At 51.7% G+C, this 25,369-nt stretch carries 21 protein-coding genes and 2 tRNA genes; 10 read left to right on the forward strand and 13 right to left on the reverse strand.

Annotated elements, in window-relative coordinates; translation table 11 throughout:
- Positions 1-15 precede the first annotated feature (15 nt).
- The 5 genes from HMPREF9156_RS0104140 to HMPREF9156_RS0104160 all read right to left on the reverse strand — a co-directional run bounded on the left by HMPREF9156_RS0104140 (position 16) and on the right by HMPREF9156_RS0104160 (position 6,320).
- Positions 16-1,326 carry an NAD(P)H-dependent oxidoreductase gene (locus tag HMPREF9156_RS0104140; RefSeq protein ID WP_007147534.1) on the reverse strand — a complete coding sequence of 437 codons (1,311 nt, stop codon included), beginning with the start codon at positions 1,324-1,326 and terminating at the stop codon, positions 16-18.
- Positions 1,327-1,431: 105 nt separating this feature from the next.
- Positions 1,432-2,097, reverse strand: coding sequence for an NADPH-dependent FMN reductase (locus HMPREF9156_RS0104145; RefSeq protein WP_007147535.1), 666 nt, complete (start codon positions 2,095-2,097; stop codon positions 1,432-1,434).
- Positions 2,098-2,199: 102 nt separating this feature from the next.
- Positions 2,200-3,195: an FAD:protein FMN transferase gene (locus HMPREF9156_RS0104150; RefSeq protein ID WP_007147536.1), complete on the reverse strand. Its 996-nt coding sequence runs from the start codon at positions 3,193-3,195 to the stop codon at positions 2,200-2,202.
- A 30-nt stretch (positions 3,196-3,225) separates the two neighbouring features.
- Positions 3,226-3,393, reverse strand: coding sequence for a hypothetical protein (locus HMPREF9156_RS0104155; protein WP_007147537.1), 168 nt, complete (start codon positions 3,391-3,393; stop codon positions 3,226-3,228).
- Between the two features lie 653 nt (positions 3,394-4,046).
- On the reverse strand, positions 4,047-6,320 hold the full coding sequence (locus HMPREF9156_RS0104160) for a hypothetical protein (protein WP_007147538.1): 2,274 nt from the start codon (positions 6,318-6,320) through the stop codon (positions 4,047-4,049).
- A gap of 809 nt (positions 6,321-7,129) precedes the next feature.
- Here HMPREF9156_RS0104160 and HMPREF9156_RS0104165 point away from each other — a divergent pair.
- Positions 7,130-8,248, forward strand: coding sequence for a GmrSD restriction endonuclease domain-containing protein (locus HMPREF9156_RS0104165; protein ID WP_007147539.1), 1,119 nt, complete (start codon positions 7,130-7,132; stop codon positions 8,246-8,248).
- A 236-nt stretch (positions 8,249-8,484) separates the two neighbouring features.
- Here HMPREF9156_RS0104165 and HMPREF9156_RS0104170 read toward each other — a convergent pair whose 3' ends face one another.
- Positions 8,485-9,294 carry an alpha/beta fold hydrolase gene (locus HMPREF9156_RS0104170; RefSeq protein ID WP_007147540.1) on the reverse strand — a complete coding sequence of 270 codons (810 nt, stop codon included), beginning with the start codon at positions 9,292-9,294 and terminating at the stop codon, positions 8,485-8,487.
- A gap of 235 nt (positions 9,295-9,529) precedes the next feature.
- Between HMPREF9156_RS0104170 and serS the strand changes: the two genes are divergently transcribed.
- From serS to HMPREF9156_RS0104210, 7 genes are all read left to right on the forward strand, one after another.
- Positions 9,530-10,816 carry a serine--tRNA ligase gene (gene serS / locus HMPREF9156_RS0104175; RefSeq protein WP_007147541.1) on the forward strand — a complete coding sequence of 429 codons (1,287 nt, stop codon included), beginning with the start codon at positions 9,530-9,532 and terminating at the stop codon, positions 10,814-10,816.
- A gap of 114 nt (positions 10,817-10,930) precedes the next feature.
- Positions 10,931-11,013 (forward strand) — tRNA-Ser (locus tag HMPREF9156_RS0104180).
- 308 nt (positions 11,014-11,321) lie between these two features.
- Positions 11,322-12,611: a diacylglycerol/lipid kinase family protein gene (locus tag HMPREF9156_RS0104190; protein ID WP_007147542.1), complete on the forward strand. Its 1,290-nt coding sequence runs from the start codon at positions 11,322-11,324 to the stop codon at positions 12,609-12,611.
- Between the two features lie 73 nt (positions 12,612-12,684).
- A complete protein-coding gene (gene pgm, locus HMPREF9156_RS0104195) occupies positions 12,685-14,361 on the forward strand; it encodes a phosphoglucomutase (alpha-D-glucose-1,6-bisphosphate-dependent) (protein ID WP_007147543.1) in 1,677 nt (558 codons plus the stop codon).
- Between the two features lie 201 nt (positions 14,362-14,562).
- Positions 14,563-15,132 (forward strand): NAD-dependent epimerase/dehydratase family protein, encoded by a 570-nt coding sequence (locus tag HMPREF9156_RS0104200; protein ID WP_029246359.1) that lies wholly within the window; start codon positions 14,563-14,565, stop codon positions 15,130-15,132.
- Between the two features lie 4 nt (positions 15,133-15,136).
- Positions 15,137-15,589 carry an SRPBCC family protein gene (locus tag HMPREF9156_RS0104205; protein ID WP_007147545.1) on the forward strand — a complete coding sequence of 151 codons (453 nt, stop codon included), beginning with the start codon at positions 15,137-15,139 and terminating at the stop codon, positions 15,587-15,589.
- Complete coding sequence (locus HMPREF9156_RS0104210; protein ID WP_007147546.1) at positions 15,586-16,071, forward strand: RrF2 family transcriptional regulator; 486 nt, start codon at positions 15,586-15,588, stop codon at positions 16,069-16,071. Before HMPREF9156_RS0104205 ends, HMPREF9156_RS0104210 begins: the two co-directional genes overlap by 4 nt.
- Before the next feature lie 127 nt (positions 16,072-16,198).
- On the opposite strand, the gene HMPREF9156_RS0104215 is transcribed toward HMPREF9156_RS0104210, so the two are convergent.
- The 4 genes from HMPREF9156_RS0104215 to HMPREF9156_RS0104230 form a co-directional block, all read right to left on the reverse strand.
- Complete coding sequence (locus HMPREF9156_RS0104215; RefSeq protein WP_007147547.1) at positions 16,199-18,853, reverse strand: polyribonucleotide nucleotidyltransferase; 2,655 nt, start codon at positions 18,851-18,853, stop codon at positions 16,199-16,201.
- A 172-nt stretch (positions 18,854-19,025) separates the two neighbouring features.
- Positions 19,026-19,295 carry a 30S ribosomal protein S15 gene (gene rpsO, locus HMPREF9156_RS0104220; RefSeq protein ID WP_007147548.1) on the reverse strand — a complete coding sequence of 90 codons (270 nt, stop codon included), beginning with the start codon at positions 19,293-19,295 and terminating at the stop codon, positions 19,026-19,028.
- A gap of 141 nt (positions 19,296-19,436) precedes the next feature.
- Positions 19,437-19,862: a large conductance mechanosensitive channel protein MscL gene (gene mscL / locus HMPREF9156_RS0104225; RefSeq protein WP_007147549.1), complete on the reverse strand. Its 426-nt coding sequence runs from the start codon at positions 19,860-19,862 to the stop codon at positions 19,437-19,439.
- A gap of 112 nt (positions 19,863-19,974) precedes the next feature.
- Complete coding sequence (locus HMPREF9156_RS0104230; protein ID WP_231198066.1) at positions 19,975-20,631, reverse strand: hypothetical protein; 657 nt, start codon at positions 20,629-20,631, stop codon at positions 19,975-19,977.
- Between the two features lie 92 nt (positions 20,632-20,723).
- Here HMPREF9156_RS0104230 and HMPREF9156_RS0104235 point away from each other — a divergent pair.
- Together HMPREF9156_RS0104235 and HMPREF9156_RS0104240 are read left to right on the forward strand one after the other, a co-directional pair.
- Positions 20,724-20,797 (forward strand) — tRNA-Gly (locus HMPREF9156_RS0104235).
- Positions 20,798-20,834: 37 nt separating this feature from the next.
- Positions 20,835-22,979 (forward strand): DUF6020 family protein, encoded by a 2,145-nt coding sequence (locus HMPREF9156_RS0104240; RefSeq protein WP_007147551.1) that lies wholly within the window; start codon positions 20,835-20,837, stop codon positions 22,977-22,979.
- A 148-nt stretch (positions 22,980-23,127) separates the two neighbouring features.
- Here the strand turns inward: HMPREF9156_RS0104240 and HMPREF9156_RS06885 are convergent, their stop codons facing one another.
- The 3 genes from HMPREF9156_RS06885 to rplS form a co-directional block, all read right to left on the reverse strand.
- Positions 23,128-23,985, reverse strand: coding sequence for a ribonuclease HII (locus HMPREF9156_RS06885; RefSeq protein WP_007147552.1), 858 nt, complete (start codon positions 23,983-23,985; stop codon positions 23,128-23,130).
- Positions 23,960-24,808 (reverse strand): signal peptidase I, encoded by an 849-nt coding sequence (gene lepB / locus HMPREF9156_RS06890; protein ID WP_017147493.1) that lies wholly within the window; start codon positions 24,806-24,808, stop codon positions 23,960-23,962. The genes HMPREF9156_RS06885 and lepB overlap by 26 nt, the downstream gene beginning before the upstream one ends.
- A gap of 109 nt (positions 24,809-24,917) precedes the next feature.
- The gene (gene rplS / locus HMPREF9156_RS0104255; protein WP_007147554.1) at positions 24,918-25,301 is read right to left on the reverse strand and encodes a 50S ribosomal protein L19; all 384 of its coding nucleotides are present in this window, start codon (positions 25,299-25,301) and stop codon (positions 24,918-24,920) included.
- Between the last annotated feature and the right edge of the window lie 68 nt (positions 25,302-25,369).

Consider the following 25,369-nt stretch of genomic DNA (forward strand, 5'->3'; position numbering starts at 1 on the left):
CAGTCTGGATATTTATCAGCTGACAGATGCGCTGCTTCCCGCATCAGCACTGCCGTCGGCACCGCTGATAACGCCGCTTCCAGTTTCGCTGCCAGCAGCAGAAGATGCATCAGATACAGAAGCCGATGATACCGCTTCTGCGCCGCTATCCTGTGTACCGGAACCGCTTACAGAAGCACTTGACGCAGCATCAGCTTTACCGGCGTTTCCATCCGGGACCAGCTTCTGCCCTGTCCTCTTTATATATGCTTCGACAACAGGCCACACATCAAGCACCCACTCGTTGACACCGCGGTAACGCCCGTCAGCATCACGCATCGCCTTATAATAATGCATTATATACTTAGAATTTACTTTATTCCCAGGCACAGGCATCGACACCAGGTCTGTTTTGCCTGTACGGAGCGCATGGATCACACGTTTGACTCCGGGGATAGCACGCTCCGGATGCACAACAGACATAGGGTCGCCCGTCTGCTCCTGTTCACGCGGGGCAAGCATTTTATCCGACGGCAGGTTATGGTTGTAGTAGATGAACTGATTATTGTCATCAGCGTACGTCAGCTCCATCGGCATAGTGTTGAGGAACCAGTTAAGCTGATCAACAGTAAGGATACCTCTGTCAAGAACAACATAATCACTGCCACGCGCAGCACCGGTCTTCTCAGCTGCCTGTTCCACCCAGTCATCAGCAGTCATATCGACATCTTCAACTGTCGTATCAATAACTGAGCTTGCAGTAAGGTCCTCATCGTCAACCTCACTGCGTGCATCACCGCTCATAGCCCTCATGACCTTCACCCAGGTAACAAATTTCTGCATAACGCTTGTCAGGAATGCGACGGTGCCTTCATCTTTCAGATTGCCGTTCTCATTAAAAGCAGTAAGGGCATTGCCAAGCAGGAATTCATCGCTGGGCATTACAACAGCATTCACCCCGGGGGATTCGAGTATCTGGCGGACATCCAGCTGCGCACGCGAAGACCCCTGGTCCGTCCACGAAGCACCAACAAGAAGGACCGGCTTGCCCTCAAACGGATGTATCTTATATGACATCCATTCAATAATGCTTTTAAGCGCAGCAGTTGTAGTGTGGTCATGCTCGGGGGTCGCGATAATAACGCCGTCGGAATTGCTGATCTTTGCTGCCAGATACTGGATTATCTCGCTGTCCGTCTGGTCATCGGACTCATTGAACATGGGTACCTGCGAAATATCAAGGATATCAATGTCAGCCATGTTCCTGAACCTGTTCGCCATGAACATCAGCAGTTTCGTATTATACGAACCCTTATCTATAGATCCGCTGATCGCCGCAAATTTCATATAAACTCCTTATGTGTATAGATATCCTGGGATATCTGCTTTCCCTTATTTTTCCGTTATTTCCAAACTTATTACGCCGGGTACACGACACTTCGCATATGGACCCTATGCTGCATCCTCCGCAGAAGATCCGCGTGCAGAACGCCATTCATCATAGACCGGTGAATCCGGGGATGAAACATACGCATACCGTTTCATATCTTCCTGCTCATACTGCCGCGGCGAAACGCTGCCTGCAGCAGAAGCAAGCTCTATAAAAGAATCAACCATAGAATCCAGCTTGGCTGTCAGTTTTCCATCCTTAAGCTGGCCGTTATCATCAAAAGCCTGCAGCGAATGGTCAACCAGGAATTCCGAACTTGGCAGGACAAAAGCATGAAGCTCAGGGGCATCCAGCATACGGCGCAGATGCAGCTGCGCGCGCGAAGTCCCAAGGGTGCCGAAAGAAGCCCCCACTATAAGGACCGGCTTGTTATAAAACGGATGGATGCCGTAAGACAGCCATTCCAGCGCATTCATAAGCACAGCAGGGACTGAATGGTCATACTCCGGCGTTGAAATAATAACGCCGTCACTGCTGGAGATCGCCTGCGCCAGATCCAGGACACACTGAGGGACCTCCGGTTCCGGCACCTTTGAATACACAGGGAGCCCTGATATATCAAGTACCTCTATATCAGCTTTATACGAGTACCGGCTCCGGATAAACTCAATTAACATGCGGTTCGTAGAGCCGATCTTATTCGTTCCCGCAATCGCAACAAACTTCAAACTATACCTCCGTAAACGCCGTTGTATAGTACCGCACCAGGGTACTGTACACTGATATCACACTGCGATTCTACTAAAGACCTCTGGAAATGCGGGCGGCTGTTATCGCTGCCCATATCTTTTGACCGTGCCATACCGGTCAACGGTAATAACTGAGATCCCGCTCAGCTCATCGGCAATACGCCTTATCACGCTCGCGGAAGCACCGAAAAGGACGGTAGTCCACAGTTCGCAGGTCACAGAGCGCCCGGCCAGCACGGTTATTGACGCCATATCGGACGTGACGGGATATCCCGTAACAGGGCTGATAATATGATGATACGTTCTGCCTCCCGCTGTGAGTTTCCTCTGGTAAATGCCCGAAGTCACTGCAGACCCGTCCGCAACGTGTACAATACGGCAATAATTGCCGAGGCTTCCGGCCGGATCCTGGATGCCGATATTCCATGCCCTGCCTTCCGGGTTCTTCCCGACTGTAATAATATTCCCGCCAAAATCCAGCAATGCAGACGATACGCCGCATTCCCTTAACCGGTCAGCAATAATATCCCCTATATACCCTTTTGCCAGCGACCCCAGGTCAATCTCCATGCCTTCATGCGCAAGGAAAACAGTATGCCGGGCATCATCCAGGATTATATCGGAAGGATCCGTGAGGCTCAGGCGTTCCCTGACAGCACGGCCATCCGGCACGGCTGCATCGGAGAACCCGATATGCCATAGCTTCACTACCGGCCCTATTGCAATATTGAGATTGCTCCCGGGGATCCTGCTATACGTTTTTCCCAGGGAGATAAGGCTGTAAAGTTCAGGCTGCACTTCAACAGCTGCGCGGCCGGCATTCTTATTGACGCGCATAAGGTCTGAGCTGCCGCTGTTTGCGCTGAACATGTGCTCATAGTGGCGGACCAGCCGCTCAGAATCATCAAGGAGCCCATCTGCGCGATCCTGCGTTTCAGCCGCTATCTGTATACGGACCGTTGTCCCCATTGCGCGGAAAGCCCGGGACCGGACAGACGCGAGCCCAGCGGGGCCAGAGGATCCCGCTGGATCCGTTGCATCCGATAACCGGACTGGATGCGACGTCCCTATACCCATAACCGTTAACTGTACTATATGCACTAAAAGTCACCCGAATTCCGCATAAATACCGGGGCCCTGCTCCTTCACACCGCTGCAGGAAGAGCCGATCACAATAGCCGGATTCTCCTGCCTATCCATACCCGTAAGCGTATACAGGCCGGCCGCAATAGTTATGCCAAAACAGTTCTTATAGAAAACGCGATCCCTTTCCACATCGCTGCTCAAATTATATATTGCTCATTCGCCATATACTGTCCTTTGATCAGTAATGTACACTTCTTTTATTTAATCTATATTTATCGGTCGCCTGCAAAACCTTTCGGAATGAACCCTCAACAGACAGTAATACCCATTAGAATCCCTATCCAGAGCTCCCAATGGGTACCACTAATAGTAGTATAAACAACCCTGCTGACTGAACGGGCATTCCAGGGGAATAAACGAATCGTTTCTGTAAAAACATAAATAAGCGCTTACAGAAAACCACCCTTCGGTCAGGACGGCCCAATATCTGACATGGATATCATAGGCCCGTAAGAGAAAACAAAGGCTGATCCTGTACACAGATAGCTATCTTTCACGGTCATTTATCCTTAACCATCTATCTCTGGTGGTAAAACACGCAGATACAAAATCCATCCTGGTGGTTTTCCACATTTTTTATTTTTGTATCTGCGTGTCTTACCACCATCGTCAAGTCTTATTACGTTCTGCAGATATACAAAATATACAAAAGCGCCCCATCATCCGAAGATGACAGGGCACTTTTCATATTCTGCTAGTTTCGGCTTTCAGCGGATCGCCTGGGATTTACAGGTACAAACATGGCCGTCAAATCCCCGCTGAATCTGCCTTACCATGGCCCCCTACTGCAATGTGCTGCGCTTCCTGCCGGCAAAGGTTATACCAGCACCGGCAAGCGCTGCAGCTGCAAACACAAGAACCATAACACCGGAACCTGTCTGCGCAAGCCGGCCATCCTGTTTCTTACCGGAAGGGGTTGCAGGGACATTCTTCTTAGGTTCTGGCTTAGGCTGCGTCCGCGGCTTTACCTCCGGCCTGTATTTCACCGTAAAATTGATACCTTCCGGAGCCGCTGCATCAGCCTCATCTGGCTGCTGCACACCGGTCCACTCGAATGCGAACGGGATAGTGCGTCCGGAAAGTGTAGTCCTGGCGCTGAAGACGCCTGATACAGTACCCCTGATCGTGTAATTCGTATTCGCCTTGGAACCCTTGGCGAATCTTACTCCAGGCACATTGACGTACAGGGTATCCTGGAGCTGTTTGATGGTGTCGCTGAGCTGTCTGTAATTCACTATTTTAGATTTGAGCGAGAAGTGCACAGTTACAGTGCGCCCCTTGTAGAATGTCTGTGCAGGGTCCTGGCTGATTTCAAACCCGGGGGCACCCTCAAGAGTGATCTTGGAGATATCCGTATCACTATACTCCATGCCTTCAGGAAGGGTAAGCGTAGCGGTGAAACCATAATCTACATTGCTCAGGCCGATCTTTTCAAAACCGCCGGAAGCCTGGCCGTACTTTTCTTCGATTTCTTTCATCTGCTTCTTCACAATATCGCGCACATGCAATGCGCCGGACATGGTCAGGACAGACTTCCTGCTGGAAGCAGTATAAACTTCATCATGTTCAGTAACACGGGTTTTGCCGGTTTCTGCACCGAGCAGATCAGATGGGAGGTCCATAGGGACAGCCTTCACATAATTCACAGTCAGGGCAAGTGCGTTCGGCTTTACGGAATCAGCCTCATCCGGCTTCTGCGCTGCAGTATACGAGTATGCAAACTCGTGTGTGACGCCGTTCTGCGTAGCGGAAGCGCTGAACTTGCCGCCCGCAGCACCTTCAATAGTGTAGTCAGTATCCGGTTTTGCATCATCAGTGAAGGTGATGCCACCAACCGTAACGGACAGATCTTTATCAAGGCTATCAATAAGGCTCTTGAGCCGGGCGAAATCCGTTATGCTTTCCGGATTTTTCAAACCGATAGTGATATTTACCGTCTTGCCGTCTGCAGACACAGTACTGCTCTTTACCTCAAACCCGGGGGCACCCTCAAGCGCGGCTGCAACGCGGGACTGGGCATCTGCCATGGTGAATTTGAGCTCTTGAGGGAGGGTGAGCTTAGCATCGAAACTGAACTTCACCTTGCTGAGCGCAATATCCGAGAAGAGCTCAGGAGTTTCATTGTACTTTTTGATAACCTCGCCCATCTGGCCTTTAACCAGGTCATTGACGTGCAGCGTACCGGTCACTGAGAATACGGACTTCTTGCTTTGTGCTGAGAGCACGTAGTTATGTGCAGTGTCGCGGGCAGAACCGTCTACGCTGCCGAGAAGGTCGGCAGTCAGGTCTGCCGTAGTTTCGCCTTCCGGCAGCGGAGCAGGCTTCGACGGACAGCCTGCCTTGGTGAAATCAGCAGCTTCAACCTTCATAGGCGAAGATTCATCTACACCTACATGGGTCTTCACGCTGAAGAAACTCCTGCCCGTCCAGAAATCAAGCTTGCCCGAACCGGTGATATACTGCTTTTCAGATGTAGCGGAAGTAGAATGGTAGCGGATGCTGACACTTACCGTTTTCGCACCCGCGTCCTCCTTAGCCTTGTCAGCAGCATAATTGCGTTTGATAGTAGGCCAGTCTTCATTCATCTGGAGTGCAAAAGTATAAGAGTTCCCATTCTGTACAGGGGCTTTAACGTTCTTCTTGATCAGATTAGACGTGACTGACACATCCGTACTGTCAACTACTACGTTGCTGGGGAACGTAAGCGTATAGTAAATGTAAGCATCAGTAGTTTTAGTTTCGTCCCAGGGGAATCCCATCGACGGAAACTTGTCAGAAAAATCTGACATAGCAGTAGCCAGCGGGATATCAGCTTTCAATGTACCGCTGTATGGGTGCGCAGACGATTTATCCTGGCTGCACTCAGCCTTGGCATCTGTGCTGAAATACTTGGCGAGCTTAACTTCCAGTTTGCCCGTTTTCAGAGCAGCTGCCTGCCCGCCTGTTGCTGAATCTGTCGCATATGCCGCCTGCGGAGCAGCCGCCGCTGCCATACCCGCAAAAAGCATTGCAGCAATAACAAGCATGCTGCCAAATATTTTACTTTTAGTTTTCATTTTTTGTTTTCCTCTCAAAAAACAACCCTTTTCTGTTTTGCCTATAGTAAGATTACTTTTTACTATACAGCAATATATTTATTATATGCTGACTATAGGAATCCGCAGCGGTGTCGATTCCGCTGGCGTATTGCCGGGAGCCTTGTATCTGAGCGGTTTAACGCGATCCTGAGTTAAGGGAGCCCGGATCAAGGGCAGTATTTGTTTCTATTTCTAATGCTTCTATTTTTTATAGACAAAGCTGAGATCGGCCTTCAGATACTGCATCGCACGTTCTTCGCGGTTCTCTCTCCCCCCAAAAAAATAATCCAATAATAAAGATTACGAATAAACCATGTGTCACAAGAACCTCCGCGTGTGAATAACGCTTATATGAGTTCCCGTTACACCCCTCTGATAAACGTTACTAACCAGATGCATATCCAAGCACCAGCTTAAGGCACTCTTAATTTGCCCATTAATACACGTTTCTGCGCTCATATGTAAAAAAGAGATCCGGTAAAAGTCCCCATGCGGGACGATCACCGGATCCGATTCAACATTATAGCACACAGGGGAAAGGAAACTAACCTCTAATACATGTATATATCTTTTATATATCCTTATCTTGGCTCCTGGTGGCAAAACACGCAAATATAAAATTACTTTCGGCGGTTTTCCATATTTTTTGATTTTGTATCTGCGTGTTTTACCACCAACAGCTGCATAAGAGTATCCAGGATAACCACGAATCGCCGTTGTACTTTATTTTCAGCGACAGGAACTATACTCTAAGTGTCCACTTATTGGTGAGAACAAAGGGAATCAGAATGATAAATCAAACTGAAAAAAATAATAAAAAAATTAAAAACTCGCGTCCTATGGGAAAATATATCGGTATTTTTACCGCTCTGTGCTTGAGCACCGCACTTATTACGTCCGGATGCTCAGAAAGCTCATCATCATCAGCGCCTTCCGGCTCCCCGGCCAGCACTCAGTCTGCTACTGCCAGTACCCCTGAAACAACAGATGAGAACGCTACGGATGCCCTTGCAAAGCTTGCGGTCAAAGGCCGCGCGCCCAAAACCGGATATTCACGCGACCAGTTCTCCCACGGCTGGGAGGACGTTGACCATAATGGATGCGATACCAGAAATGATATCCTCAACAGGGATCTGACCAATAAAACTTACCGCAAAGGCACGCACGACTGTGTCGTCCTTACCGGTACGCTGAACGACCCCTACACCGGGACAACGATAGATTTCCAGCGCGGGAACGATACAAGCACTAAAGTGCAGATCGACCATGTCGTAGCCCTTTCTGATGCCTGGCAGACCGGTGCGCAGCAGCTTACCGAAGACCAGCGCAAGAACTTCGCGAATGACCCTTACAACCTTCTGGCTGTACAGGGCGAGGCCAATACTCAGAAGTCAGACGGGGACGCTGCCACATGGCTGCCCGGCAACAAAAGCTACCGCTGCCAGTACGTGGCACGCCAGATCGGCGTAAAGTACAAGTACAATCTGTGGGTAACACAGGCTGAGAAAGATGCGATGTCACAGGTGCTGGAGACCTGCCCTGCGCAGAAGATGCCCAAGGACCCCGGTACTGTATCAGATTCCGTCCCATATACACAGCAGAGCACCCAGGAGGAAAGCACCCCATCCCAGGAGAACCCGGATACTTCCAATCCCGAAAATAATAATTCGTCTGAGGCCCCTTCCTCACCTGCAGCCCCTGCCCCGGCACCGGCACCTTCGACCCCAGCCGCACCGAGGAAGCGCACACAGCGGCGTACCGCACCTTCTGCTCCGCAGCGGTCGAACGTTTACTACAGGAACTGTGCAGCAGCAAGGGCAGCAGGGGCAGCGCCGCTATACAGAGGCCAGCCCGGATACCGTCCGCAACTTGACCGCGATGGAGACGGCATCGCGTGCGAGAAGTAACCCGCTGTAGCCATCAGTCCCGCCTGTCGGCAGCAGCTGCATCCATTGGATCGTGCTGCTGCTAGCGGGATTTGGCAACCTTCCCTGTTACTGTACGCAAGCCGCGGCTGACAGATGACATTGACCTGCTCGGCGAAGCAATAGCAGTGCTCCGATGGAGCTTATCCAATATGTAGGGTTACCGGCATCATATACGTATATATGCAGATGCGATATAAATCCTTCCGGCGCAGGATTTACTTTTTTAAAAACTCCAAAATCCTGTGATTGAAATCTTTTGCCTCTATATAGGCAGCATGGCCGAAATCCCTGTACTCATAATACTCCGCATCAGCAATCCCTTCTTTCAATGCCCTGGCACCGCTGACTCCCAGCACTTTATCCCCGGCGGCGCCAATAACTAAAACAGGGCATGTGATCTGACGCAGCTTATCAGTAAAGTTAAAGTTTTCAATGGCCTTAGCCTGGATAATAAAACGCGGAAGATCAGCATTGCGGCCAAGCATGCTCATCAGACCAGCTAACATCTTCAGCCATATTTTATGGCGGCGCACATAACGTTCGGAGTAAGCTCTGTCCAAAGAATCGTAAGCCAGCGGATACAAAGCATTGCGTTCCGCCAAACTGATCCATTTGTCCATCGTACTTTTGCTGGTCTCAGTATTCCTGCCTAAAGTCACCGCTAAAACCAGCCTGCTGACAATCTCAGGATGCCCGACAGTTAAAACCTGTGCAATCATACCGCCCTGTGAAACCCCGACTATATCTGCCTTACGGACACCTAACTGACATAATGCCTGATAAATATCCTGAGCCATTTGTCTGATAGTATAGTTATCCGGCAGTTTTTCTTTGCGCTCAAACAGCAGCACTTTATATTCTTTTCCAAATTGCCGATAAAAATACGACATCTGCTGCGCCTTGCCTTTGATACCCTGCAAACTTAAACCGGCAATCAGCACAAGCCATCTGCCCCCCTTCCCGAATGTTACGTAATCCATTGTACTGCCGTTGATCAGTAATTTTTTATTTTTAGCGTTATACATAGTCCCGTACCGCCCTTTCCCCATTGCCATTGTGCTTATTTGATAATCTGCATCGCACAGTAACGGATCAGTAGGGATATTCTAGCACGTACAGACATCGCCTATTTAAAGAATAGAGTTCTGTTTCGAAACTTCTCAATGCAGTCTACTCTGCATAGCAGCAGCCGGCGCCGCCACCCTCCCTCGTCCGCTTTACGTCGGCTCCACGTCTGTAATAACGGCTATCCTTTAAATCATGCTTGATATTCAATTTGTCCGCGAAAACCCTGACGTGGTAAAGGAATCCCAGCGCAAGCGCGGGGAGTCCGTGGAGCTGGTCGATGACGTGCTCCGGTACGATAAGGTCCGGCGCGATTCCCTGTCTGATTATGAAAATACCCGTGCCGAACAGAAGCGCATCGGCAAAACGGTAGCTGCTGCATCCGCCGAAGAACGGCCTGCCATTATTGCCAGGACTAAAGAGCTCGCAGGAAAAGTCTCAGAGTATAAAGAAGCTGCAGATAAGGCAACGGAAGAATACACGGCCGCTATGTGGAAACTGTCCAATATAGTTGAGCCGGAAGCCCCTGAGGGCGGGGAAGACGATTATATAGTCGTTAAAAAGGTTGGGGAGCTGCGTGATTTCAGGGCAGAAGGCTTTGAGCCGAAAAACCATCTGGAGCTTGGCGAAGGTGTTGCCGGGATAGATATGAAACGCGGAGTGAAAGTTTCCGGGTCGCGTTTTTACTTCCTGCGCGGGGCTGTAGCCCGGCTTGAGCTCGCCATGCTGACTATGGGCGTTGACCAGGCGGAAAAGCACGGTTTCATCATGGCGACTGCCCCGACCCTCGTGCGCCCGGAGATCATGGCCGGCACAGGCTTCCTGAACTCGCATGCCGATGAGATATACAGGCTGCGGGAACCTGATGACCAGTATCTTGTAGGCACATCGGAAGTTGCACTCGCCGGGATGCATGAAGATGAGATCCTTGATCTGAGCAATGGCCCGCTGCGGTATGCCGGCTGGTCAAGCTGCTACCGTCGCGAAGCAGGGTCGGCAGGCAAAGACACAATGGGCATTATCCGCGTACACCAGTTCAACAAAGTAGAGATGTTCGTATACTGCAGGCAGGAAGATTCCCGTGCTGAGCACCAGCATCTGCTGGAGATGGAACAGGAGATGCTGGCGAAAGTAGAGGTCCCATACCGCATCATCGACACGGCTGCAGGCGATCTGGGAGCCTCTGCCGCCAGGAAATTCGACTGTGAGGCATGGGTGCCGACACAGGGACGCTACCGCGAGCTTACCAGCACATCAAACTGCACCGAATACCAGGCACGCCGCCTGAATATCCGCGAGCGTATGGAAGAAGGCGGCACCCGTGCCGTTGCCACGCTGAATGGGACGCTGGCAACAACACGCTGGCTGGTAGCTATCCTGGAGAACCATCAGCAGAAAGACGGCTCTGTCGAGATCCCTGAAGCCCTACGGCCATATATGGGCGGAAAAGAAGCTATTGAACCGACGGCATGGGAGTCATAAACGGTTTCAGGCCTCCAGCGTGTTGCGCCTATTTTCTGACCAATACGTGCAGTATTATTAAAGCCTGTGCATCGGGAATGGACGAAAGAGCCTCCTGATGCACATGAAAATAGAGGACAGGTGTCCGAGCGGTCGAAGGAAACGGTCTTGAAAACCGTCGAACGAAAGTTCCGTGGGTTCGAATCCCACCCTGTCCGCCCCAGCCCTCACAGTACATCTGCTGTGAGGGCTTATTTTATGTCGGAGCCGCAGGATAACGCGCATAATACCGGCCTCCATCCAAACCATGTATATAATATAAATGTGGCAGAATCAGGCACAATAAAGCAGGATTTAAACAACAAAAAACACAACAAAAACAAGCGCACAAACCGTGACGGCTTAGTTAATCACAATTAATTATTCCTCCAAGACATTCCCTGTTCCTGCCTTGCGTTCGTGCAGAATCAGGGGATTTTTCCTGCAGCACCCGCCCGCGGACAGGATTTGAGGCATACTGATAGTTATGGTCCAAGGACAGATAATAGCAGCCCTGTGTATCGCGGCAGTGCTTATTGCGGTTGCTGCAGCAGCAGGCCTTATTGTGCTGCTGCGCCGCCGCCACGAGATCACCCAGGCAGGGCAGCGCTACGGCGATAAGGTCAGCTACGCCTTTATTATCAATCCTTCAAAACCACAGGCCCGGGCAACCAGGGCATATATAGAACGGTATTGTGAAAGCCATGGCATAACCAACGAAATTTTTATTGATACGAAACTCGATAAAGACGGCTATGTCTGTGCAAAGGAAGCCCTCGAACGCTATAATGCAGATGTTGTTATTGCATGCGGCGGCGACGGCACGGTACGCACCGCTGCAAGCGCGATGTCGGGGACAACACACGCATTCGGCATCATACCTATCGGCACCGGAAACCTTTTTGCACGCAATATGGGGATCCCTGTAGACAATATAGAAGCTGCAATGACGATTGCCACGTCGCATGGATCACGCAGAGTCGATATGGGACGCATGGCCCTTCTGGACTCGGATGACCCTGGGCATAAACACGGCTTCCTTATTATTGCCGGCGTCGGTTTTGATGCCCAGATGATTGACGACACCGATCCGAACCTGAAAAAATCAATCAGCTGGTTTGCTTACTTCTGGGGGGCATTCAAGCATCTGTTCGGGTCCCGGAACCGCGGGACGGTCATCCTCACGGAAGCCGACGGGACAATGCACGAAATGCGCGGGGAAACTTTCCGCACATTCATGGCAGGAAACTGCGGGAGGATACCCGGATTTACGCTTATGCCGGACGCCCGCTACAATGACGGCATACTGGATTTTGAAACGATCGATACTACTCACGGCTTATGGGGATGGTTCAACCTCCTCGTTGATGTTATCCATCAGACACTTACCAGACGTTCTGAGCAAAGCCCGATATCACAAAAATCAAAAGTAAGACAATATCAGGGCAGCAGTGCAGAGATCATGCTTGATAAACCTGTGCTGGCAGAAGTTGATGGGGATATCCTTGAAAAGACGCAGCATATCCGTTTTACTGTTGACCACAACTCGCTGATAGTCCGGGCACCTCAAACGGGCGGAGCTGTTGACGCAACAGGGGTCCTCTCCCCCATTACCGGCAGCACCGGGGATACTGCTGCGGCGGACGCAAACCCGGTTTCGGCGGATCCCGGGCCGGTGTCAGGGCAGCCCCAGACGGCTGCATCAGAAAACACCAGTACAGCAGTCCGTGCTGATATCCCGGAACAGCCAGGGACCGGCAGCAGCCTGCTTATGTGAAATCCGTATGGACCGCTATAAAAATCCATAATATTTTAAGGTTTGCGTCGGCTTGGCGTGGCACAATAGATATATGGTTGCGAATAATGCGGGAATGCCCGCCACCCCAGAAGATCTGATCAATGTTGACGAGGTCCTAGGCTCATACTATGACCTTATCCCTGATGCTGCTGTACCTGAGCAGAGAGTTGCTTTCGGTACATCCGGGCATCGCGGCTCCAGTTTGAAAACATCCTTCAATGAAGCCCATATCGTTGCGATAACCCAAGCGATTGCCGAATATCGCGCCCAGGCCCATATTGACGGCCCGCTCTATATTGGGCGGGACACCCATGCGCTCAGCCTCCCTGCGTGGAAAACTGCAATTGAAGTACTTACCGCCAATGGTGTGCACGTGCGTATTGATTCACGCGATGACTACACCCCAACGCCAACTGTCTCACAGGCGATTCTGACACATAACCGCGCGACGGACGGCACACAGCGTTTCAGCGGCCCTGACCTTGCTGACGGTATTGTGGTTACCCCATCGCATAACCCGCCAACTGACGGCGGCTTCAAATACGACCCTCCAACAGGGGGCCCTGCACCTGCTGAAACAACGAATGCTATTGCGCAGCGGGCAAACGAGCTCCTCCCCGACTGGAAGAATATAGCCCGTATCCCGTTCAGCCAGGCAATCGCTTCAGACCTTATTGAGCGTTTCGATTACCGGGAACACTATGTTGATGATCTGAAGAATGTTATTGATTTCCAGCTTATTAAAGATTCCGGGGTACGCCTGGGCATTGACCCGCTCGGCGGAGCATCGGTCAATTACTGGGACCTTATCAACGAAAAATACGGGCTTAATATTGGCGTAGTCAACCCCAAAGTTGACCCCCAGTGGTCCTTCATGACGATTGACCATGACGGCAAGATACGCATGGATCCAAGCTCCCCCTACGCTATGAAAGGCCTTGTAGACCGCCTTAATGCAGGGGCCTGGGACCAGTATGACCTTGTAGGCGGGACAGACCCCGACGCCGACCGCCACGGCATCGTATGCCCCGGTACCGGTGTTATGAACCCTAACCATTACATAGCCGTATGTGTGGAATACCTGTTCGGAGGAAACCGCCCGGGATGGCCGGCAGGTGCGGGCGTAGGTAAAACACTTGTATCGTCATCGCTTATTGACCGTGTAGCTGCTTCGATCAACGCCAGGCTTGTAGAAGTCCCCGTAGGCTTCAAATGGTTCGTTGACCCGCTGTTCAACGGCGAAGTAGGTTTCGGCGGAGAGGAAAGTTCCGGCATGAGTTTCCTCCGCTTTGACGGCCATGTATGGACTACCGATAAGGATGGCATCATCCCCGACCTCCTTGCTGCAGAGATCACTGCCAAAACAGGTAAGAACCCAGGGCAGCTCCATGAGGAACAGGTAGCGCGTTTTGGCGAAAGCTGGTACAAGCGTGTAGATACGCCCACGACCCTGGAGCAGAAGCAGAAGTTTGCCGGCCTTACGCCGCAGTCGGTAACAGATACCGTTCTCGGCGGAGAGCCTATTGAACAGAAAATGACCGAGGCTCCCGGCAATAATGCACCGATCGGCGGGATCAAGGTAACGACTAAGGATAACTGGTTCGCTGCCCGTCCATCCGGTACGGAAAATATTTATAAGGTATATGCGGAGTCCTTCGTGTCTGAAGAGGTCCTGGACACAGTGCTTGAAGAAGCCGCATCCGTAGTAGATAAAGCTCTGGAAGGCTGATCTGCTCTAAGTTTTTTCGGGCATATAACTCCATATGCGGGCAGTAATGCGTAATGCACTGCCCGCTTTTTATTGCCGTTTTATTTCCCGGAGATACTTTTATGGGGGTGCAGCAAATTTGGTTTCGTAGATCCCAGGATATAAAATAATCCTAGGATACTCAAATATCCTTAGATAAAGGAAAAGATGAAAGGCATAACAATGACAAATATCGTACTGCTCGGAGGGAATGGATACCTTGGCAGGAATGTGACCAGGAAGTGGCTTGAAAAGGATCCTCAGGCAACTTTCTACGTAGTATCACGCTCAGGGAAGAATACGCTTGAAGACAGCAGGATTATCAATATCCAGGCAGATGTAACTGACTATGACGATGTAATCAGCAAATTACCAGATACGATAGATCGCATAGCAGATTTCGTCGGGCGCCCTGAAAGTGATCCGGAAAAGTTCCGTAAAGTTAACGACGAGCCGGCCGAAGTCATGCTCGCCATAGCCAGGAATAAAGAAGTACCGGCAATGGGATTCATCAGTGGGGCTACGGGCCCCAAGCCTTTTGTCCGGGGCAAGGCACGCCTGGCCCGGATGCTTAAAGACAGCGGGATCCCAACAGTAGTCGTAACACCAACGATCGTTTACGGAAATGGCCGCAGTGATACTATAAGCAAATTCGTTCCCCTGCTCAAATTCTTCGGCATCTTCTCAAAAAACCTGAAGCCTGTCCATGTTGACGATGTTGCGGAACAGCTGGTCTCAGGGCTTGCCGGATAATGCTATGGCAAAACGTGTTGAGATCAGCCTGGAGATAGCGGCTCCCAGGGACGATGTATTCGCATGGTTCTACCACTCCGAAAACTTTACGGCCTCCCCTATAGTCTTTACATCTGCATGGAGGCCCGGGAAAAGGTATGATGTAGGATCGCAGCGCGATATCATTATGGTCGCAGGCTGGTACCATGAAGAAATAACTGCCGTCGATAAAGGGCATTATATCCGCTACAGAGTCAGGCAGTCTTTCCCTGCAGTCAGGCAGGATTTTACGGAGATCGCTTTTACAGAACTGCCGGAAGGCCGCACCCTGGTAAAGTGGACCATTGAGATTGAAGTCCCTTCTCCCATTTTCAGATCTGCCCTGACAAATGCAGGCGGCAGGATGGCTGAAATACTGTATTCCACGATTATGCGGGCCGGCAGGAAAAAGCTGGAACACACAGGACACACGGTATGAAGCTTAGTAAAAGCATTGAACAGGCAATCTTCGTGCTCCTCATGCTTGCCCTCCAGGAAGGCCATAAACCTGTTAAAAGCCGTGTGCTGAGCCGCCTGCTGAACGTTTCGGATTCGTATCTGAAAAAGGTCCTGATGAAGCTGTCCAAAGCCGGGCTTATTGACGCCAATGCCAGCAAGCGCGGAGGCTATACACTTCATAAACCGATACACGAAACCAGCCTTAAGGATGTTGTCCTTGCTGTAGAAGGCAGCCGATTTGAGGCGGGATTCCCGTCCCGGGGGCACGTACTTTTCAATGATGGCCCCCACGTGGATGAGGGGGAGACAAAAATAGCCGCTGCCTTCAAAAAGGGCATGGAGAGCTATTATCGTGAGCTGGACCGGCTCAAACTGTCCGAATTGCTCCATGAACACGCATACCGGGACGGGGCAGTCAACTGGGAAGATCCGGCCAGGCTCGATAAAGCCGGGAAACACTGATACCGATTGATATAAAAGTTAATATGAGAAATCCCTGACGGGCACCGGACCCGGCAGGGATTTTTCATATACTTTCAGTGCAGCTCCTTAACAGGCGGAATAACCTTGATTACCCGCCGGGAGCCCTTTAGTCCTCGTCAAAGGGGTCAAAATCACGACGGATACGGCGGCGTGGACGGGCTGTACGCTCTTCACGCTCCTGGCGGTACTCACTGTAATCATTATCCTCATAGCGGCTGTTACGGCGTTCTGCCCACTCTGCGCGGCCGTCATAACGACCCTCATAGCCATCATTGTCATGACGGGTATGGTGCGGACGGTAATCACGGTCATCATCGCTGTACCGCGGGCTGCGGCGGCGGCCGTCATCATCATACCGGGAATTGCGGCGATAGGAACGTTCATTCCTGCTGTCACGCTCCCCCAGGTCGTCATCATCATCGCGGCGGGAACGGCGCGGACGGTAATCACGGTCATCATCACGGTCCGGCCTCTCATCGCGGCTGCGGTGTTCCGGACGGCGCCCGCCGCGGAACCCGCGGTCCGGACGGCCGGCATTAGGACGGGAATTACTCTCCTGCTCCTCAAAACCCGGAATAGCGAGGGAGATCTTCCCTTTATCATCAACACCCTGGACGACTACCTCAACGGTATCACCTTCACGGAGCACATCCTCAACAGCATCGATACGATCACCGTTGGCAAGGTTGCGGATCTGGGAAATATGGAGCAGGCCGTCAGTACCTGGGGTCAGGTTGACGAAAGCGCCAAAGCTTGTAGTCTTCACTACCTTGCCCTGATAAGCCTCCCCTGCTTCAGGGATATGCGGATTGGCGATCTGGTCAATGAGCTCGCGCGCCCTTTCAGCGGAATCCCCGCCTTCAGAAGCAATATAGACCGTACCGTCATCCTCAATACTGATATCAGCGCCGGTCTTTTCCTGGATCTCGTTGATCATCTTGCCTTTAGGCCCAATCACTTCGCCGATCTTATCGACCGGGATGGTAGTGGTAATGATGCGCGGCGCATACGGGCTCATCTCATTGACCCCGTCAATGCATTCATCAATGACTTCAAGGATTGTCATACGGGCCTCAAATGCCTGCTGCAAAGCGGCTGCCAGGATATCGGCAGGGATACCGTCAAGCTTGGTATCAAGCTGCAGAGCAGTAATGAACTCAGATGTCCCGGCAACCTTGAAGTCCATATCACCGAAGGCATCCTCAGCACCAAGGATATCCGTAAGGGTCTTATACACCATCTGGCCGTCAACATCACCCGAAACAAGCCCCATTGCGATACCGGCAACAGGAGCCTTCAGCGGCACGCCGGCGTCAAGGAGAGACATAGTTGAAGCGCACACAGACCCCATTGATGTTGAACCGTTAGAACCGATAGCTTCCGATACCTGACGGATCGCATAGGGGAAATCTTCGCGGGAAGGGAGCACCGGAATGAGGGCACGCTCGGCAAGGGCGCCGTGCCCGATCTCGCGGCGCTTCGGGGACCCTACACGCCCGGTTTCGCCGGTGGAATACGGAGGCATTTCATAATTGTGCATATACCTGCGGGTATTCGGGCCGGACAGCGCATCCGTCGTCTGCTCCATTTTCAGCATATTCAGTGTTGTTACACCCAGGATCTGGGTCTCACCGCGCTGGAAAAGCGCAGAACCGTGCACACGGGGAACAACATCGACTTCAGCGGAAAGGGTGCGGATATCGCGTAGCCCGCGGCCGTCAATACGGTAATCCTGGGTAAGGATACGGCGGCGGACTATCTGGCGCTGCAGCTCTTTGAATGCATTGCCGATCTCTTTTTCTTTCTCGGCATCATCCATATCAGCAAATTCATTGGCCAGGGTATCAACTACTGACTGCTTGATCCCGGCGATGCGGTCCTGCCTTGGAAGCTTTTCAGCTATAGAAAGAGCATCATTGAGATCATTATGTGCAAGCTGGTCAATACGGGCATACAGTTCATCCGTATATTCAGGAAACAGAGGGAATTCCTTTGTTTCCTTCGCGGCAATACGCTTCAGTTCATCCTGCGCCTCGCAGATAGCCTTGATGAACGGCTTGGCAGCTTCAAGGCCGCCCGCAACAACGACCTCATCAGGCCTGGTCATCCCTTCGTCATAAATAAGCTTCCATGCATTCCTGCCGGCCCCTGCCTCGATCATAGCGATAGCAACATCGCCATTGTCAAGTACGCGTCCCGCAACAACAAGTTCAAACACTGCACGTTCACGCTCAGACCAGCGCGGGAAAGCCACCCACTGGTCATCAATCAGAGCCAGGCGCACGCCTGAAACCGGCCCTTCAAACGGAAGGCCTGAGATCATAGTAGATGCTGACGCGGCATTCATAGCGATCATGTCATAAGAGTCATCAGGATCAATGGACAGGACCGTCTCAACAACCTGTACTTCATTACGGAGCGTATGCGGGAACAGCGGGCGAAGCGGGCGGTCAATAATACGGCACGCCAGCACTGCCTCATTGGAAGGGCGCCCTTCGCGGCGGAAGAATGAGCCGGGGATCTTCCCTGCTGCGTACATCTTTTCTTCCACATCGACCGTAAGCGGGAAGAAATCAAAATTTTCTTTAGGGCTGCTGCCTGCTGTAGTAGTAGACAGGATCATGGAATCATCATCAAGATAAGCGGCAACAGCACCATCTGCCTGCTGTGCCAGCCTGCCTGTTTCAAAACGCAATGTGCGTGTACCAAAACTGCCGTTATCAATTACGGCTTCTACTGCTTTTATTTCGGGACCCTCCATGGGTTCCTCCTTTTACTGCCTCATTCGGAGACCCTCTCCGAATCATCATTTCTATATAGTTACTGTTTAATCTTTACCAAATCATGTACTGAATCAGCTCATTAATTATTGGTGTTATCAAATCCAGCCATCAAACATAAAAGAGCCCAGGCATGATACCTGGGCACAAAGTTTAATGACGCAGTCCGAGACGCTCAATAAGCGAACGATAACGATTGATATCCTTATCCCTCAGATATTCAAGCATACGGCGGCGTTCACCGACCATGAGGAGCAGCCCGCGGTCTGAATGGTAATCATGCTTGTGCTGCTTCATATGGACAGTGAGATTATTGATACGCGCGGTAAGCAGGGCAACCTGTACTTCAGGGGAGCCTGTGTCACCCTCATGAGTTGCGTACTCAGAAATAATCGTCTGCTTTTCTGCATTAGTAAGTGCCACAATGGCCTCCTTAGTCCGTTGCGCGGTGCCCCAGCCTTATGCTGAAGCGCTCTGTATCCGCGGGCGATATATACGCCGCGTCATACTATAGCACGCGAGTGCGAAAACCCGAGGTACAGATACAGGCAAGGCTAGGTAAGCCTAGGCTGCCTGCCCTGCCCCTGAAGTGCCCTGGCCCTGAGCGGACAGCAGGGACTTGATCTCGGCAAGGAGCTGGGTCTGTTTTTCTTCGTCAGAAAGCTCTTCCTTGCCCTCTTCCTTTTTACGGCTGGACATTTCAGCAAGCTTGTTCATGGGGACAACGATGCAGAAATATACGACGAGGGCGATGATCAGGAAGTTGATGATCGCGCCGACAAAAGACCCGAACCTGACTACGGAACCATTCACAGTCACGTTCCACACCTTGTCCATATCCGGCATACTGAAAATAGCTGCTATCAGAGGGTTGATAACGCTATCTACCAGAGATGTCACAATAGCTGTTACAGCGGAACCCATAACAAAGGCAACAGCCATCTCTACCATATTGCCGCGGGCAATAAAATCCCTAAAGCCTTTCAACATTATTTTTCTCCATTTTCCTATGGTTTGATTACTCCAGATTAAATTGTTGCCCCTGCCTATAGAGGACAGTGCCATTATAGGAGGACGTGTACCTAAGGATAGCTGGGAATGCCTAGGAGATAAAAATGCCGGCTATACCGCTTAGATAAGCCAGGAAGAGCACTATTACCTCAATAATGCTGAAACTGATCAGCGACACCCAGCTGCGCGACAGGACGTTGAAAGATGACGTCTTTTTTACTGTAAACAGGATAAACAGATATACCACCACAAATACGGCAAGGCCTGCAGCCGACGTAAAGACCCCCACATTAAGCGAATTGGCGTAATTGGCGTAAGCACCGTACACTACGCGGGTCCCGTACCAGAAACCCGTTTTCACAAGCGCTATACCGCAGATGAACTGCTGTGCCGAAAACAGGAAGAGGGCCACAAACCCCCATAAAACCCTACGGTTATCCATAAAGACCATGCCGAAAGCCATAAATGTAAGCGTCGTGACAGCCCATGCCAGGAATACCATGCTCCGTGCGTCATAAGGCGCAAGGGCCCGGGACACTTCGGCAGTATGCTCCAGCGCCAGGAAACGTCCCGCGCCGTACGGGGCAGTTATCGCACCGAGGGCCAGGACGGTGAACACAGCAATAAGCACCGGATGCGCCCGTCTGCGCTGCACATCTGCAACAGATATGCCGTTTTTCTCGGCGGATTCCACCACCTCATCCCGCACCGGGCGGCTCGCTGCTATAGTGATCCGTTTTCGCGCCATACATTCAGATTAGCAATGCGGGAGGAACGTAGGCGGCGCGGCATATTCCACGAGTTATGTATAATAGTGATTTGGCTGGCTGGACAGCCGATGCGAACGTAGCTCAATGGTAGAGCCTCAGTCTTCCAAACTGATTACGCGGGTTCGATTCCCGTCGTTCGCTCCACTGACAGGCAATCGGCAACAGGCGAATGGGGTATCTGATGGCAGGTCCTGAGGCAGCAGACAGCGCTGCAGCGTCTGTTCCCGGCACCGCCTCCAGCCCCTTCCATCAGCCGCAGCATCCCAGGCTGGCGCGTTTCTGGCTTATCCTGCGCTGGACAGCAGTTTCCCTTGTATGCGCATGGATGGCATTATGCACCGCGGTCGGGCCGCTGTATCGCGCAAATTCCTCTATCACTTCTTTCCGCGCACATAACTGGATACTGCTTATCACTTTTTTTGCCGGTTATATGGGGATCGTCGGGATCGCTGTGAATATAAGCCAGGCGCATTCGCGGATCAGGGGAATATGGCGCTGTGCACAGTCATATATCCTCGATACTGTTGGTCCCGCGGCCGTCCGGCTCTGCAGGGATTCCGGGATGATGCTCCGCAGCACAGTGCGCAAAGTTGCGGTCCGTTTAAGGGCAGGCCGCAGCGCTCCGGACAGGAATGCAGCTAAAACATCAGCAAAAGATGTAGAACGGAAGCCCTCCGGCAGGAAGGGGAAAGCCAAAAGGATCGCCGGAATTGCTGCACAGGCCATACAGCATGCTGCACACCTGGTCCGCAGCAACTGGCGCCCCTGGATCGTCAGCCATACGAGGTATTCCTGGCAGATTGCCTGCGTCCTTGCTGTTGTGTGGGGTATTTTTTTCATCTTCATACCCACTGTGTTCAGCGCTGATGCAATATCACAGTGGAGTGAAGTAAACCGGTGGGCTTACTTCATGCAGGGCGGGAAACCCGCTTATTCTGAATCTTTCAATGTGGCGGATATCTATCCTATAGCCCACTATCTGTGGCCGGCTACGTCCACTTACCTCACCAATCAGCACAATATTGTGCTTACCCTGTTTACCGGCGGTACACTTGAGCTTTCCAACCAGTGGACGGGATCAAAGGACTGGGGCCTTATTATTGCTTCAGGGCTGCAGGCGGTTTTTGCACTTTTCTGTGTTTCTGTTACTATGGCCCGCTTTTTCCGTTTTGCACGGCCGGCATATACATACGGCCGTGCAAACGCTATTGAGCAGAGGGCTCCTGCCGGGCCGTGGACGCGCCTTATCATACTGGCATTTTTTGCTTTTAACCCGCTTCCGCTGTTCAGCATCTCTGCCCTGACGAAATCCCCCGTTTTCGCTTTTGCTTTCTTATGGTGGTTCGGCCAGTGGTACGAAATATTTGCTGCAGCACCATCCGTAAAAATATCCAGGAGGCTTACTGCAGGACTGTTTATAAGCAGCGGAGCTATGCTCATATCCGCAAAATATGCTGTCTATATTATTGCTGTGCAGTGCATCCTCGTCCTTATTGCCAGCCGTGCACGATGGCGCACCTGGCTCATAGGGCTTGCCATCCCTCTGGTTATCTTCCAGGTGGGGCTTAATATAGCTGTAGGTACGGGGGCTATAATCAGCGGGGATCCCATTGAAAGCCGGGGGGTGCAGATCCAGCAGATCGCACGGACGATGAAGCTTGCCCCGCTTAATATTTCCACGGAAACTAAAAACGACCTGTCACCTATTTTCAACCTTTATGCTATGGGGATCACTTATTTCCCCAATGATGCCGATAAAGTCAAATCTTCAGGGACCGATTCCAAAATCGAAACATATAAGTGGCGGACAGTAACAGCCAAAGATATGGAAAAATTTAATAAGGCATGGCTTGAACTGGGCAAGCGCAATCCTGTGATCTACTATGACGCTTTTATGGCTAAAGTTTACGGATATTTTGATATCAATGATGAGCCCTACACCGGGGCCGCATACTATATCAAGACGCCGCAGCTTGATACCCAGTCGCAGTGGCTGCGTTATTATTTCCCGCAGGTGCGTGTATTCGTGCAGTCATCAACAGATACAGTCTCGTCAGAACCCATACTGGGATGGCTTATCCACGGCAATTTCTACGTGATCATATGCCTTCTCCTTATGTGTGCAGAATTCATCCTCAAACGGTGGAAATACCTTCTCAGGCAGTTTCCGCTGCTGATGCTTATGGGGGTCATGGTTATGTCGCCGGCCAATAATTTCGACCGCCATATGCTGCCTGTCGCCTTTGTCTGCCTGTTTATCCTCATTAATTTCGCATACGAATCACGCCGCCATATTGCGCGCGTCCGGCGGGCGCTGCTCATGTAGGCCCGAATCAGAATACTCAACAGAGGCGCCGAAGAAAAGAAGGATGTGCCGGACGCTGTAAAACCCGGTACCCGGCAAAAAGGTTTCCGGGCAGTGCTTACCGGATGCCGGCAAAATCCGGCGGCAAAATGGTAGGAGGATGCCCCCCCTACCCCAGGTTCCATGAGACCCTGTGATAAGGCGTTGCCCCATATAACCGGATCGCCCGGCGATGCTCCGCAGACCCGTACCCCTTGTTTTTCTGCCATGCGTAAGCCGCCCACTCAGGATGGCGGCTGGCCAGGCCAACCATGTACCGGTCCCTGGTGACTTTGGCAATAACAGATGCCCCGGCAACGCTGACACATTTCTGATCGCCTTTGACGACCGGGAATACCTCTATTCCGCAGCCGGACAGGACAGGATATGCCTCGCCGCCGGCTTCGATGGCAGGGGTTATGTAATCATGAGGGCCGTCAAGGATCACCGCAGCTTCTCCGCAGGAACAGCCGACGGTTTCCAGTATATGCCTGATCGCGCGGGCAGCGGCATCACCCAAAGCCGCCATGATCCCCTGCCTGTCGATCTCCTGGTTAGTTGAACTGCCTACCGCATACGCATCGCACCACTCCTGTACCGGATCCACGAGCTGTTCCCTTTTCTTTTCCGACAGCATTTTGGAATCTTTAAGCCCCGCAGGGAACAGCGAACCGGCAGCTTTGCTGAGTACTGACGGGACGCTAAAAGCACAGGCCCCCACCATAACGGGGCCGGCGAGGCATCCGCGGCCCACCTCATCGCATCCAATCACTATATCAAAATTACTTTGGCCATAGCCGCCCCGGCTGGTATCCTGCTGCGAAGCAGAATGGACCGTCTGTAATTCAATATCCCATGTCGGGGAAACTGCTGCCGGAAGGACTGCACGCTGCCTGCCCTGCGGAAAGCCTGGATGGGCGGAGTCCGGACCGGATGCGGGATTATCCATGAGACGGGTACCGCTAACTGTTGTAAGGGATAGGGACATTGTCAAAAACTTTCGTCCCGCCGGTGAGCCCGCGCCACTGGGAAACAGGCCAGATCACAGCTACTGCGACCCCGGTAACAGCGCTCATAGGAACGAGACCGTTATTGCCGTCATCGGTATGATAGCGTGAATCGGCGGAATTGGAACGATTATCGCCCATAACAAATATATTCCCTGCAGTTACACGTACTGTAAAAGCCACATCACTGGGATCTGTCCCAGGCTTCAGATAAGAGCTTTCATTGATCGGCTGCCCGTTCACGGTGATAGGGTGGCCTGCCCCTTCACATGCGACCGTATCCCCGGGAAGCCCGATGATCCGCTTTATCAGATACCTGTCACCATTTTTGTTCCCAGTTATCTTATTGAAAAGGCCGGCAAAACCGCCTTGTGTACTGCTTGATTCCGATGAAGACAGCCACCCATGGGTATCTTTGAAAACGATAATATGCCCGCGTTTAAGGGAAGACTCCCCTCTCATCAGCTTGTTAGCCAGCACCTGGGAACCGACAGGGAGGGTATCCTCCATTGAGGATGACGGGATAATATACTGCGTGATAACGAAAGTGCGCAGAAGCGCAATAATGATGCCGACAAGGATAATGGTTATAAGGGTATCCCGTATATATGCCGCAGCCTCTTTCCTCCGTGCAGCCCGCTTGCCGTACTGGGGGATAATGTACCTTCTGCCTGCAGGATCAAAATTTCTGGAATGCACACGCCGGGCCGACTGTCCGGCTGACTTCCTCCGGGCATATATCTGGGTCCTGTCCATCAGCCCGGAACCGTCAAAAAGGTTATTGGATTTATCCTGGTCCGCCATGCTGCAACTAATCTGTTCTGTAACCTGCTGATTTGGAAGGAGCCCCAAGAGGTCAACTTTCCCTGGGGCTCCTTAAATACTCAAGAAAACCGGATAGCTGTAATCAGAGCTACTCTGATTTCTGCGCATTAGCTTTCTGCGTATTATCACGGCGCTCAACGATTCGTGCAGCCTTTCCGCGCAGCTTACGCAGATAGTAAAGCTTTGCACGGCGTACACGGCCTCTGCGCACGAGCTCAATAGAGTCGATCACTGGGGAATGTACAGGGAAGCGCCTTTCCACACCTACGCCGAAACTGACTTTACGGACTATGAAAGTCTCGCGCAGCCCGGCACCGCTGCGGGCAATCACAACACCCTGGAAAGCCTGGATACGTGCGTTATTGCCTTCCTGGATCTTCACGTTTACCTTGACGGTATCCCCGGAACGGAAATCCGGGATGCCTGCAGCATCTTTAAGCTGTTTTGCTTCAAACTGTTCTACAGCGTTCATTATTATCCTCCATCACCGCCGCATACCAGTGCATGATAAAAATTGAGGTGTATCCAGGTTTGCCTGTA

Source organism: Scardovia wiggsiae F0424 (genome assembly GCF_000269605.1).
GTDB classification, from domain to species: Bacteria; Actinomycetota; Actinomycetes; order Actinomycetales; family Bifidobacteriaceae; genus Scardovia; species Scardovia wiggsiae.